The sequence below is a fragment of the Aeromonas sp. 600479 genome, from assembly GCF_049175515.1.
In the GTDB taxonomy this organism is placed as follows: domain Bacteria; phylum Pseudomonadota; class Gammaproteobacteria; order Enterobacterales; family Aeromonadaceae; genus Aeromonas; species Aeromonas veronii_A.
Window position 1 is genome coordinate 110403 of record NZ_JAAKVF010000006.1, and the last position, 13592, is coordinate 123994.

Annotated in this window: 10 protein-coding genes; 7 read left to right on the plus strand and 3 right to left on the minus strand. The window is 57.9% G+C overall.

Annotation, left to right across the window (positions count from 1 at the left end; genetic code table 11):
- Positions 1-37: 37 nt before the first annotated feature.
- On the minus strand, positions 38-1375 hold the full coding sequence (locus tag G5149_RS09095) for an MATE family efflux transporter (RefSeq protein ID WP_005347939.1): 1338 nt from the start codon (positions 1373-1375) through the stop codon (positions 38-40).
- 155 nt (positions 1376-1530) lie between these two features.
- Here G5149_RS09095 and mscM point away from each other — a divergent pair, with 155 nt between their 5' ends.
- From mscM to frdD, 7 genes are all read left to right on the plus strand, one after another.
- Positions 1531-4809 (plus strand): miniconductance mechanosensitive channel MscM, encoded by a 3279-nt coding sequence (gene mscM, locus G5149_RS09100; RefSeq protein WP_421212296.1) that lies wholly within the window; start codon positions 1531-1533, stop codon positions 4807-4809.
- A gap of 24 nt (positions 4810-4833) precedes the next feature.
- The gene (locus G5149_RS09105; RefSeq protein WP_421212297.1) at positions 4834-5517 is read left to right on the plus strand and encodes a glycerophosphodiester phosphodiesterase; all 684 of its coding nucleotides are present in this window, start codon (positions 4834-4836) and stop codon (positions 5515-5517) included.
- Positions 5518-5672: 155 nt separating this feature from the next.
- Positions 5673-7550 carry a methyl-accepting chemotaxis protein gene (locus G5149_RS09110; RefSeq protein WP_005354019.1) on the plus strand — a complete coding sequence of 626 codons (1878 nt, stop codon included), beginning with the start codon at positions 5673-5675 and terminating at the stop codon, positions 7548-7550.
- A gap of 509 nt (positions 7551-8059) precedes the next feature.
- Positions 8060-9844 carry a fumarate reductase (quinol) flavoprotein subunit gene (gene frdA / locus G5149_RS09115; protein WP_201992075.1) on the plus strand — a complete coding sequence of 595 codons (1785 nt, stop codon included), beginning with the start codon at positions 8060-8062 and terminating at the stop codon, positions 9842-9844.
- The gene (locus G5149_RS09120) at positions 9837-10571 is read left to right on the plus strand and encodes a succinate dehydrogenase/fumarate reductase iron-sulfur subunit (protein ID WP_005347973.1); all 735 of its coding nucleotides are present in this window, start codon (positions 9837-9839) and stop codon (positions 10569-10571) included. Before frdA ends, G5149_RS09120 begins: the two co-directional genes overlap by 8 nt.
- A 16-nt stretch (positions 10572-10587) precedes the next feature.
- Positions 10588-10986: a fumarate reductase gene (locus G5149_RS09125; protein WP_033112664.1), complete on the plus strand. Its 399-nt coding sequence runs from the start codon at positions 10588-10590 to the stop codon at positions 10984-10986.
- Between the two features lie 10 nt (positions 10987-10996).
- Positions 10997-11353, plus strand: coding sequence for a fumarate reductase subunit FrdD (gene frdD / locus G5149_RS09130; RefSeq protein ID WP_005347976.1), 357 nt, complete (start codon positions 10997-10999; stop codon positions 11351-11353).
- A gap of 123 nt (positions 11354-11476) precedes the next feature.
- Here frdD and G5149_RS09135 read toward each other — a convergent pair whose 3' ends face one another.
- Positions 11477-12262 carry a substrate-binding periplasmic protein gene (locus tag G5149_RS09135; RefSeq protein ID WP_041234336.1) on the minus strand — a complete coding sequence of 262 codons (786 nt, stop codon included), beginning with the start codon at positions 12260-12262 and terminating at the stop codon, positions 11477-11479.
- A 55-nt stretch (positions 12263-12317) separates the two neighbouring features.
- Entirely contained in the window at positions 12318-13544 is a 1227-nt protein-coding gene (locus G5149_RS09140; protein ID WP_216978200.1) for a winged helix-turn-helix domain-containing protein, read from the minus strand.
- Between the last annotated feature and the right edge of the window lie 48 nt (positions 13545-13592).

Sequence of the window (13592 nt, forward strand, 5' to 3'; positions counted from 1 at the left end):
GCTGCCTCTCTACTATCTGCACGTCGTACCTGATTGCCTATCCGGCCTGCGTGTGAGCACCGGATTCCCGATGCATTGCCCGCCACATCACCAGCACCAGCAACAAGCTGCAGCTAGGCAATGCCAGCCATACCCCGGGCACGCCCCACAGGGTCGAGAATCCCCACAAGAAACCGCCGATCAGCACCAGCTTGCCGCCGGTGAGCAGGGAGGCGATGCGGGCCCGATTGATGGCCTGAAAATAGGTGGCCCCCACCAGCAGCAAGCCCTCCATCGGCAGCCCCCAGAAGTAGAGCCAGATCCCGAGGCTCGCCACCGGCAAGAGAGCCGCGTTGTCGCCGGCAAACAGATAAACAGCCGCCTCCGGCCAGAGGTAGAGCGGTACCATACCGCACAGCGCGATGGCCACCGTCACGGTCAGTGCCAGATTGCGTACCCGCAACACCCGCTGCCAGTTGCCTGCTCCCGCATTGAAGCTGGCGATAGGCTGAATGCCCATGGCGATCCCCTCGAAGATAAGATAGAAGAACGCCTCGGTATAACTGATCACCCCGTAGGCAGCCACATGCAGGGAGGTGCCTACGGCCAGCAGTGCCTTATTGTGTAGTGCCAGTACCACCGAGAGGTACAGGTACATCAGAAAGCTCGACACTCCGAGACGCAGCGTCTCCCCCATCAGCCGCCAGTTTGGCATCAGGGTATCCCAACCAATCCGCAGCTTGCTGCGCGGGGTAAAGAAGTGCCACAGACAGAGCCCGCCGGTCACCGCCTGGGAGAGCATGGTTGCGATGGCGGCACCAGCCAGCCCCCACGGAATAACAGCCATCAGCAGATAGTCAAGCAGCACATTGAGCAGGCCGCCGCCGACCAGGATCCAGGTAGTGAGCCCCGGGCGCCCGTCATTGCGCAGCAGGGCGGTAAAGGCCATGGAGAGAATGGCAAAACCGCCGAGCCAGGCATACCAGTGCAGATAGGCCAGACCGGCGCTGAAAATCTCTCCTTCGGCCCCCATCCAGGCCAGCATGGTGTCGCCATGACGGATCCCGACGTAGGCAAGCAGCACCGCGGCCAGCAGCACCATCACCAGTGCATTGCCGACAATATGGCGGGCCTTCTGCTGCTCGCCGCGTCCCAGATGAAAGGAGACCAGGGCCGATGCGCCCATGCCTATTAGGGCGCCGACCGCATAGAGCACGGCACAAATCGGGTAAGCGAGCATCAGACCAGCCAGCCCGTCCTGACCCAGAATATGACCGACGAAGATGCCGTCTATGGTGACATAGATGCCGGTGACCAGCATGGCGGCCACAGTCGGCGTAACGTAACGCCAGAAAAGGCGAGATAGCGGGGCAGTGCCCAGATCAACGGCTGACATATGTGGCCCAGTGCAGAAAAAGCGCTAGGGATAATAGCGAAAGGACAGCATGACTTCCTGTTATTTGTGTTACGAATCATTAATATAGACTGCTTTACCCAGCGCCTGGCCCTGCTTTAGGCTAGGACCACCCTTTTTGAACGGAAACGAGCCTCATGTTGCAACGCCTGCTCACCTTTCTGCTGCTCTCTCTGCTCTTGCTTCCCGCGGCACAAGCTGATGATGCCATTGCCCAGACCGAAGCCTTGCTGCAGAGCGTGCCCAAAAGCGACACCCCGGAAAACCAGAAGCTGCGGGAGAGCTACCAGCAGGCGCTGCAATATGCCAGAGAAGCGCTACGTTACCGGGAACAGAGCAAAGCCTATCAGCAGATCCTTATCGACTACCCCAAGGAGTCGGCACGGCTCAAGGAGAGCCTGCACAACTATCAGCCCCTCTCTCGTCCACCGCTCGCCACACTCAAGGAGGAGGCCCTACGCCAGGCAATTGGCCTGAGCAGCAACCGTCAACTCAATCTGCGCAAAGAGCGACAGGGGGTGATGGACAGCCTCAATCAGCTGGAAAGCACAGGTCAGGAGTATCACCTGCGGGTAGATGATCTGCGCAAACAGCTGCAGCTGACCCGCAGCCAGCTGGAACGACTGAGCTTCAGCAGCGAATCGGATCGGTTGCAGGAGTCCCAGCAACTGGTGACCAGAATGAAGGAGCAGAGTCTCTCAGACCGGATCCAGATGCTGGAGCTGGAGCAGCTTTCCGCCCAGCAGCGCAACGATCTTGGCAAGCTGAAACTGCAACAGCTCAATCTGGCCATCGCCGATGAGGATGAGTGGCAAGCCAGCTTGCTGGCCCAGCAGAACCAGCTGCGACGGGAGAAGACCGAGCTGGCACTCAAAGAGAGCGAGCGGCTGCGCAAGCAACTGACCACAGACATGCCGCTGCTGCTGGAGCAGCAGCAAAAAAACCAGGCGCTCTCGATCCAGCTCGGCACGCTGGAGGATCAGATTGAGCGAGTGCAGGACGAACAGCGCACCATCGACAAGAATCTGTTTGAGCTAAACGATCTGGTCAACTCGGTACGAGAACAGCTGGAGTGGCTGCAGATCAGTACGGCTTATGGTGAAAACCTTCGCAGCAAACTTTCCGACCTGCCAGCCTATTTCCCCCTCGACAAACTGGAGTCGGAGATCGTCAATGCCCGCATGGCCAAGTACCAGTACGAGAGCGAGCAGGATGGACTGAAGGACACCAACCTGTTGCGCGAGAAGCTGCTGTCCGGGGAGGAAGTGACACTGGATCGCCCACAATTGTCGGTGCTCGACAACCTGCTCAAGGCCCGTCGTCAACTGCTGACCCGACTAAACGATGCATCAGACACCCTGATCCAGGAACAGACCAGGCTCAAACTGCTCTATAGTCGCCAAAACAGCAAGATCGACGAAATCCGCGAACTCAGCGCCAGCCACCTGTTCTGGCTGCCGGATGTGCGCCCCTTTACGCCGCAGGTGATGCTCGGTATTCCTGCCGCGCTGGCCCTGGCCTTTAACCCGAACAACTGGCTGCAACTGCCCTATGCCATCGCCGAGAACAGTCCTATCACTCTCACCCTGGCAAGCCTTGGTCTACTGGTGCTGACCTGGAGCTGGATCAAACTGGCCCGCCATTTGAGCCAGTTCTGCGACTACATAGCACCGCGTATAGGCAAGGTGACCCAGGATAAATTCAGTCTCACCAGCCGCCTGCTGCTGCGCTCCCTGATTGCATCTTTGCCGCTGCCCGCAATGGTATTGATGGTTCGCGGCCTGCTCGAAGGGGCCTGGCAATACCCGTTCGCCGTTGCGATCGGGCGTGGACTTGGGGAAATATGGTTTCTGCTGCTGGCACTGGTGATGGCCCGTCACCTGACGCTCGAGCGGGGGATCCTGATCCTTCACTTCCGCTGGCCAAAAGAGCGGGTCCAGCAGGTATGGAACCAGTTTCGAACCCTGCTGCTGGTGCTGATCCCTAGCTTCTTCGTGCAGGGGATGGCCAACAGCTATCAGGAGCACGCCTTCTACGACTCCCTCGGCCGGATGGCCTTCATGATCGGCGCGCTCTGGCTGCTGCTTTTCTTTGCCCGCCTCAACCGGGAGCGACTACCGCTCACCTGGGGCCAGAGTGACATGACCAAGCCCCACCTGCTGCATCATTTCATCTGGAACAGCCTGATGCTGGCACCATTGCTGGCGGTGATTGGCTCCCTGTTTGGCTACTTCTATACCTCGCGTACCCTGCTGCGCCAGCTGGAGCTGAGCCTGCTGATGGGGCTGGGCTGCCTGCTCATCTACTATCTGGCCAGACGCTGGATGCTGATCCAGCGCCGCCGCCTTGCCTTCGAGCGTGCCAAGAGCAAGCGGGCCGAGATGCTGGCCCAGCGCGGCCGTGACGACAATCAGGAGGAGCTAAGTTCGGAGATCCCCGATGTGGTGGAAGAGACTGAGCTGGACCTCGACACCATCAGCGCCCAGTCGCTGGGGCTGGTGCGCACCCTGCTGATGCTCGGCTTCACCATGCTGGTGGTAGTGCAATGGTCGGATCTCAACTCGGCGTTCAGCTTCCTCAGCAATATCGAGGTATGGCAGGTGAGCAGCAAGATTGGTGGCATCGAGCAGCTCTCCGCCATCACCCTGCAGGATCTGATGCTGACCGCATTCGTCTTCATCCTGACCGTAGTGACCGCCCGCAACCTGCCGGGGCTGATGGAGCTGACCCTGCTTCAGCACCTCAGCCTCTCTCCCGGAACCGGCTTTGCACTCACCACGATCAGCAAGTATCTGGTGATCCTCGTTGGCGCCCTCACCGGTTTCTCCATGCTCGGTATCGACTGGTCGAAGACCCAGTGGCTAGTAGCCGCCCTCTCGGTAGGGCTGGGTTTCGGCCTGCAGGAGATCTTCGCCAACTTTGTTTCCGGCCTCATCATCCTGTTCGAGAAACCAATCCGGCTCGGTGACACTGTTACTATTCGCGATCTCACCGGCACCGTCACCAAGATCAAAACCCGGGCGACCACCATAGTGGATTGGGATCGCAAGGAGATCATCGTGCCCAACAAGGCCTTTATCACCGAGCAGTTCATCAACTGGTCGCTCTCCGATGCGATAACCCGGGTCAAACTGCGTATCCGGATTGGCCTGACCCGGGATCCGAAACTGGTGCAGCGCATTCTGGAGGAGTCCATCCAGGCATCGACCCTGGTATTGGAGACGCCGACGCCCGAGGTCTTCCTGATCGAATTCACCGACTCGGCACTGATCTACGAGATCCGCCTCTACGTCAACAACATGGATCACCGGATGCCCATCACCCACGAGGTTCACTCGCTGGTGCTGGAGAAGATGCAACAGCAGGGACTTACCCTGCCCCATCAACAGATCGACATTCACCTGAGCCGCGGCTGATCCGCGAGTTGAAAGGAGCAGAACATGCAGATTATTGCCCACCGTGGCGCCAGCGGCCTGGCCCCCGAAAACACCCTCAAGGCGATGGCCAAAGCGCTGGAGCTGGGAGCATCAGCCATCGAGATCGACGTGCAGGCGGCCGATGGCGAGTTGTGGGTCTTCCACGACCGTCGGCTGGAGCGCTGCACCAATGGCAAGGGGGTGCTGACCGAGCAATCCCGCTCCTATCTGGAGCAACTCGATGCCGGTGAGGGAGAGGTGATCCCGACCCTGTGGCAGGTGATGGAGATCATCGCCGGACGCTGCGAGCTGCATATCGAGCTCAAGGGCGCCCATACCGCCGATGCGGTGGCAGCCCTGACCCGACGGGCAGAGGCCGAGCTGGGCTTTACTCCCGGGCAGTGGATGGTCTCCTCCTTCCATCACCCGGAGCTGGCCCGATTTGCCGCCTCGCGGCCCGATATCCGGCTCGGAGCCCTGACCGCCAACCTGCCGCTCAACCTGGCGCAGTTTGCCGACGAGCTGGGGTGCTGGTCCATCAATTGCGATGTTGATTTCATCGACGCCGCGCTGGTCGATGATGCCCATCGCCGGGGGCTCAAAGTTCTGGTTTATACCGTTGATTATCCAGAAGATTATGAAACGCTCTCTAGCATGGGGGTCGATGGAATCTTCACCAATCGACCAGATCGTTTTCTGACACAGTGAGGGGGCGATACGCGCATGGATAACCACTGATTTAGGCACTAACTTTAAATAGCTGACCGGGATACAAAGAGTTCAACTTCAGCCGATAAACAGAGGCTCATAACAATAACTAGATTCCACACACACTTCAGACTGACGCTCACAAGGATGTAACTATGAACTTATCCATTAAAAACAAGCTTGTTCTGGCTATCGGGGTCATCATTCTGGTGATCACCTGCCTGCAGGTCTGGTACAACACCTCGCAACTGCGCAGCGAGACCCAGCGACTGGTCTGGAACATCATCGACGAAAGCTCCATGGCCAACGTCAAGGGGATCTCCCGCTGGGTCGACTCCCGGATCAGCATGGTCAGCACCACCAAGGAAGCATTCGCTAAAGAAGACGAGCCCATCAGTCATCTGGCCCAGTCCATGAATGCCGGTGGCTTCGACCTGGTCTATGCCGGTACCGCAGACGGCAAGATGATCCAGAGCAAACCAACCGACCTGCCTGCCGGTTATGACCCACGTCAACGCCCCTGGTACAAGGACGCGGCCGCCGCAGGCAAGCTGGTCATCACAGCCCCCTATGCCGATATCTCCACCGGCCAGCTGATTGTCACCATTGCCGAGCCGTTCCAGCGCGGCAATACCCAGGGGGTCATCGCCGGTGACGTCTCCATCAGCTCACTGATTTCGGACATTCTTGCGGTCACCACCGAGGGCACCTACGCCATGCTGGTGGACAGCAATGGCACCATCATCGCGCACCCCGATGCCTCCCTGAGCCTGAAATCCGCCACCGCTCTGGCACCGGAGCTGACTGCGGCCTACATCAATCAGGTCGCCCATGACGGCATGATCAACGAGCTGGTGATCAGCGGCAAGAAAGAGGTCTACGACTTTAATGCCATTCCCAATACCAACTGGTATTACGGCATGATGGTGGATGAAGAGATCGCCTACCAGTCGGTACGCCGCATGGTTACCTCCTCCCTCATTCAGGGGCTTATCACCATACTGATCGTGGCAGGCTTCTCCTATGTCGCCATCAACAGCTCGCTGGCCCCTCTGAAAACCCTGGGCGAAGCGATTGCCGATCTCTCCCGTGGCAACGGCGATCTGACCCGCCGCATCAAGATTGAACGTGAGGATGAAGTAGGCGCGGTTGCCAAACACGTCAACACCTTCATCGAGCGGATCCATGTGATGGTGCAGGATATCTCCAACTCCTCCGGCCAGCTCAACCAGCAGGCCAAGTCCTCCCACAGCATGGCGGAGAAGGCCAATCAGGGGCTGGCACGCCAGCAAAACGAGATCTCCCAGATCGCCACTGCGGTACACGAGATGTCGGCCACTGCGGTCGAAGTTGCCAGCAACGCGGAGCAGACCGCCGAAGCGGCCCGCAGCTCCTCCAGCAGCTGCGAGCATGGCAAGCAGGTGATCGCCCGCAACCAGCGCTCCATCACCGATCTGGCCACCCAGGTGGAACAGGCCTCCAACATCATTCAGGAGCTGGAGAAAAACGCTCAGGAGATCAACACCATCCTCTCCACCATTCAGGGCATCGCCGAGCAGACCAACCTGCTGGCACTGAACGCCGCCATCGAAGCGGCACGTGCCGGCGAACAGGGCCGCGGCTTTGCGGTGGTGGCCGACGAGGTGCGCGTCTTGTCACAGCGTACCCACAGCTCCACCGTCGAGATCCGCAATATGATCGAAACCCTGCAACGCAATACCCAAGGGGCGGTCAGCACCATGCACGAAGGCCAGCTGCTGGCCCAGAACAGCGTGGATGACGCCAACAACGCCACCCATGCGCTGGAACAGATCACCACCTCGATCAACCAGATCTCCGACATGGCGACCCAGATCTCCAGCGCGGCTGAAGAGCAGCGGGCCGTCACCGACGAGGTAAGCCGCAACATTCAGGCGGTGAAAGATGTCTCGGACGAACTGGCAGTAGATGCAGACAGCTCACGCCATCTCTCTGAACAACTTAAAAATATTTCGGGTGAACTGAGCAATCAGGTCGGCATGTTCCGCATTTGAGCATGAGCAAAAGGGGCCGTACAGGCCCCTTTTATTTTTCTAAATAGCGCTTAATTTTCAGTGAGTAATCTCACATTACCCGCCAAATACCCCGCCTTGAAATCCTTGTAATTCGTCTGGAATTATCAGATCACCGCCGTGGTCACCGCAGCATTTCGGATTACCTATTTCTATCCGAATAGATAAATACCAATAATTCTCATTAAAAAATTACAATAAAAAACTTAAAATTTTTTTCGCGAGTACCTAAAAAGAGAGGTGATTCGCATTTTATTGAAAGAAAACTACGTACAATCCAGAAGTTAAAGTGCTCGTAGCTAGGTGTTCAACTGCTCAGTGACACCAAAAAATGACGATAATAACGACATTTTCATCCAGGGATTTGGGTGTTTTATAGAAAAATAACCAATAAAAAGGGAATAAAACCTAGCAGTTTGACTTGCATCAAGCCTGAATTTTTTTCATAGAGCAAAATCGTGCCCAGCAAATCTATCCCTAAGGAGGCAGATGTGGATATTATCAAGACCGATGTGGCCATCATCGGTGCTGGCGGTACCGGCTTACGCGCCGCTATCGCTATAGCCGAATCACAGCCAGACCTGGACATCGCCCTGATTTCCAAGGTTTACCCGATGCGCAGCCACACGGTTGCTGCCGAAGGCGGCGCCGCCGGTGTCGTCCGTGATGACGACTCCCTCGAAAACCACTTCAACGACACCGTCTCCGGTGGTGACTGGCTGTGCGAGCAGGACGTAGTGGAATACTTCGTCAACAACGCGACCAAAGAGATGATCCAGCTGGAGCACTGGGGTTGCCCCTGGAGCCGCAAGCCGGATGGCAAAGCCAACGTGCGTCCATTTGGTGGCATGAAGGTTCCCCGTACCTGGTTCGCCGCAGACAAGTCCGGTTTCCATATTCTGCACACCCTGTTCCAGACCTCCGTCAAATACCCGAGCATCAAGCGCTTCGACGAGCATTTCTGCCTTGATCTGATCGTGGACGACGGCCGTGTCCAGGGCGTACTGACCTTCGACATCCAGAACGGTATCACCCGCTTCATCCAGGCCAAATCCGTGATCGTGGCAACCGGCGGTGCTGGCCGTGTCTATCGCTACAACACCAACGGTGGCATCGTCACCGGCGACGGCATGGCACTGGCCTACCGTCACGGCGTACCGCTGCGTGATATGGAGTTCGTCCAGTATCACCCGACCGGTCTGCCGGGCACCGGCATCCTGATGACCGAAGGTTGTCGTGGTGAGGGTGGCGTCCTGCTCAACAAGGATGGCTACCGCTACCTGCAAGACTACGGCTTGGGCCCGGAAACTCCGATCGGCCAGCCGAAGAGCAAATACATGGAACTGGGTCCGCGCGACCGCGTTTCCCAGGCATTCTGGCAAGAGCAGCAGAAAGGCCGCGTGATCCAGGGCCCGATGGGCGATGTGGTTCACCTCGACCTGCGTCACCTTGGCGAGAAGTACCTGAAAGAGCGTCTGCCCTTCATCTGCGAACTGGCCAAAGCCTACGTCAACGTGGATCCGGCCAAAGAGCCTATCCCGGTACGTCCGACTGCCCACTACACCATGGGTGGTATCGAGACTGACAACAAGTGTGCCACCCGTCTGGCCGGCCTCTACGCCGCTGGCGAATGTGCCTCTGTTGGTCTGCACGGCGCCAACCGTCTGGGTTCCAACTCCCTGTCCGAGATCGTGGTATTCGGCAAGCTGGCTGGTGAACAAGCCGGTGAATTCGCCAAGACCCAGAAGCATGGCAATACCGAAGCGCTGGTCGCCAAGGCCGAGGCTCTGGTCAAGCAGCATCTCTCCCTGCTCGACATCGATGGCACCGAGAACCCGGCAGACATCCGCAACGAACTGGGCACCTCCATGGAAGCCGGTGTCGGTATCTACCGTACCGAAGAGCTGATGCAGGGCACCATCGACAAGATCAACGAGCTGAAAGCCCGTTACAAGAAGGTCAAGATCAACGACAAGTCCTCTGTCTTCAACACCGACCTGCTGTACGCCATCGAACTGGGTTACATGCTGGACGTGGCAGAAGCCATGGCTCACTCCGCCATCAATCGTAAAGAGTCCCGCGGTTCCCACCAGCGTCTGGATGGTTACGAAGAGCGTGATGACGTGAACTTCCTCAAGCACACGCTCTCGTTCTACAACAATGGCGAAACGCCCTCCATCGATTACTCCGATGTGAAGATCACTAAGTCCCAGCCGGCAAAACGCGTGTACGGCTCCGAGGGTGAGAAACAAGACGAGGCTAAGAAGAATGGCTGAGATGATTGAAATTGAGATCCTGCGCTACCGTCCGGAACAGGATAACGAGCCCTGGATGCAAACCTTCCAGGTGCCATACCAGAGAGAGATGTCTCTGCTGGATGCCCTGCAGTACATCAAGGATCACCTGGACTCTACCCTGAGCTTCCGCTGGTCCTGCCGGATGGCGATCTGCGGCTCCTGCGGCATGATGGTCAACGGTGTGCCCAAGCTGGGTTGCAAGGCGTTCCTGCGCGACTATCTGCCGGGCAAGATGACCATCGAGCCGCTCAACAACTTCCCGATCGAGCGCGACCTGGTGGTCGACATGTCCGATTTCATCGAGAAGCTGGAGAGCATCAAGCCGTACATCATCCCGAGCGAGCCGCGCAACCTGTGCGATGGCGAGTACATCCAGACTCCGGCGGAGATGGCGAAGTACAAGCAGTTCTCCCAGTGCATCAACTGTGGTCTCTGCTACGCGGCCTGCCCGCAGTACGGCATCAACAAGAAGTTCACCGGTCCGGCGGCACTGGCTCTGGCCTATCGCTACAACGTCGACAACCGTGATGCCGGCGCCAAAGAGCGTATGCGCATCATCAGCCAGGACGAAGGCGTCTGGGGCTGTACCTTCGTGGGCTACTGCTCCGAAGTGTGCCCGAAGGGCGTCGATCCGGCAGCGGCCATCCAGCTTGGCAAGGTAGAGAGTGCCAAGGACTACATGATCGCCATGTTCAAGCCAGATTGAGAGCAGGATTGAGACCATGAACAACACTGAAAGCAAACGTAAACCTTACGTCCGCGAAATGAAGAAAGACTGGTGGCTAAAGAACGCCTTCTACACCGGTTACATGATCCGCGAAGGCACCAGTATCTTCGTCTCCATCTACGCTGTTGTGCTGATGTGGGGTCTGATGCGTCTGGTACAGGGTCAGGAAGCGTTCAACGGCTGGCTGGAATCCCTGCAAAGCCCGATCGCCATCCTGTTCCATGTGATTGCGCTGGCAGCCTGCCTGTTCCACGCCAAGACCTGGTTCGCACTGGCGCCGAAAGCCATGCGTATCTTCCGTGGTGAAGACCTGGTGCCGGAGAAACCGATCGTCATCGCCCAGTATGTGGCGCTGGCTGTGGTATCCCTGCTTGTCCTGATCATCGTGGCCTGAGGAGAAAACAATGAGACGTTCTGACGAGCCAATTTACTGGGGTCTGTTTGGTGCGGGTGGCATGGTCGTTGCCATGCTGCTGCCGGTCATTGTCCTCATCACCGGTCTGCTGGTACCCATGGGTATCATGGACGTAGAGACCATGAGCTACGAGCGCGTGCTCGAATTCGCCAGCTCCTGGTGGGGTGCCTGCATCCTGCTGGTGATCATCGCCCTGCCGATCTGGCACGGCATGCACCGTATCTACCACGGTTTGCATGATCTCGGGATCCACACCACCAAGCTGCACCACTATGTGTTCTATGGCTTTGCCTTCCTGGTATCTGCCATTACCGTCGGCCTGCTGATGGTACTGGTACTCCAGTAATCACATCTGACTGATAGACCAAACCGGGCACTCTGCCCGGTTTTTTTATCCTCCTGAACAGCTGAAAAGGGCCAGCAAGATTGCTCAGGCTGGCCCTTTTCAGCTGCATTTCCTGATGAGCACCTACTCCATCGGCGGCAAGAAACGGCGCATCACCTCGTCGGCATGCCCTCCTTCCTGAAACGCCACCAGAGCCTGATTGAGGTTGTTCACCAGCTCGTGAGCGCGGGGGGAGCCCTTGCTGACCAGCAGGTAAAACTGCTTTCGGCTGGGCAAGACGAGGTTGAGCAATCCACTCTCGCTCTGGTAAATCCCGAGACTGATGCCACTCACCAGTGGTTCAATTTCGCTTGGCAGAAAATCGCAGCGATCCCGCTCCAGCATATCGAGCGCCTGCTGTAACTGCCTCACCCTGCGTGGCTCCTGTGCCAAACCGTAGGGGGTGTAGTTATAGCCAATCACCCCGCACACACGTGAGCGATTGACCATCTGTAAATCTGGTGCGTCGGGGAAGCGACGCTTGAGATAGAAAAAGCCGAGGCGGGTGTAATAGAGAGGAACGCTGTAGAAAGCAAACTCGGCCCGCTCCGGTTTGTAACTGGCATCCCAGGTCAACTCGCACAGACCATTCTGGCGATAGTCTGCCAGCTCCTGCTGGACCCGCGCCCAGGGAAGATAGCGGATCTGATATGACAATCCGCTCTTTTCCAATGCATCGAGCACGAGTGTGGTCGCCGAACCGGTCAGACGGCTGGTATCGGGCACCCCGTCCTTGCGCTCCCAGTAGGTAAAGGGAGCCCACTCGTTGCCCTCCCCCAAACAGATCCGTACCACAGGTCCTTGTGCCCATAGCACGGGTGAGAGGCTAGCCAGCACAAGCCCAGTCAACCATGTCACCGCTCGTTTCATCTCCCGCTCCCGAACTGTTTTCTCCTCTTGCAGCTTAGTCCAGAAGGGATAGCGCTCATTCGTCAATAACACTTTCATGCCATAACGCCAGCAAATTGGCCGGAATGGCACCATAACGAAGCTGCGGGGTCTGGTGCCAATCAGCCAGCTTGTGCAGGGCTTTCACCAGATCCTGTGCAAGCGTGCGAGTCACTCTCACCCCGACTTCCAGATAGAGACTCTTGATCTCGAAGATCCCCTGCTGGCGATGGGCCTTGGCATCCATTCTGCCCACCAGCTTGCCGCGATGGAGCAAGGGCAACACAAAGTAGCCATACTGGCGCTTGGGGGCCGGGGTATAGCACTCGATGCGATAGTCGAAGTTGAACAGTTCACTGGCCCGTTTGCGATCCCACACCAGCGGGTCGAACGGCGACAAGGCCGTGGTATGGGTTGCCTTGAGACGGCCCTCCTTGACCTGCATCAGCTCATCGGCCAGAGATACGTGCACAAAGGCATCGTGCTGCCACCCCTCCACCCGAACCGGCAGCAGCTCACCTTCGTCCGCCAGCAGATGGAGCAGGACATCATATTTGCCGCGCCGCAGCCGATAGTAGTCCGCAACCCAGCCGGTTTTGACCAGCCCCAGCGCACGGCAACTGGCACGTACCATATCCCGCTGCGCCTCTGCAACACTCGGCAGATGCAGCTGGTCGCTCCATTCGGGAATGACCCGCTCGGCCAAGTCATAGACCCGCTGAAAATTGCGCCGCTCCCGCACCATCAACTGACCGGTGGTAAACAACACCTCCAGATGGCGTTTCTCCGGCTTCCAGTCCCACCAGCCGCTCCCCTTGCCTGTTGTGCGCTCAAAGTCGATCGCCCGCACCGGACCATGGTCACGAATGCGCTCGATAAGCTGGTCAATCTCCTGCTGATGGGTTGCAAGCCAGTTGGCCGAAAACTTCCAGCCCATGGCCGCGGGGTCGAGCATCCGGTGGCGCAACAGCCGGTAATCCTCGCGGGGTACAAAACAGGCCTCGTGAGCCCAATATTCGAAGATCTCGCCGTCGGCCAGCAACTGCTCCAGCCAGTTCGGTTCGTACTGGCCAAGCCGGCTAAAGAGCACCAGATAGGGGCTGCGGGCAACCACCGAGATGGTATCAATCTGCAGCAACGCCATTCGGCGAATGGTGGCCAGCAGATTGGCCGGGGTCGCCTTGCTGCGACGGGGGACGAGCAGCCCCTGCGCCGCCAGCTGCAGATGACGGGCATCTTGCAGTGAGATGTGGGGTATGGACATGAAAACAGGGCATCCGTTCCAGAAGTCAGGCGATCAGCATGCCCAATC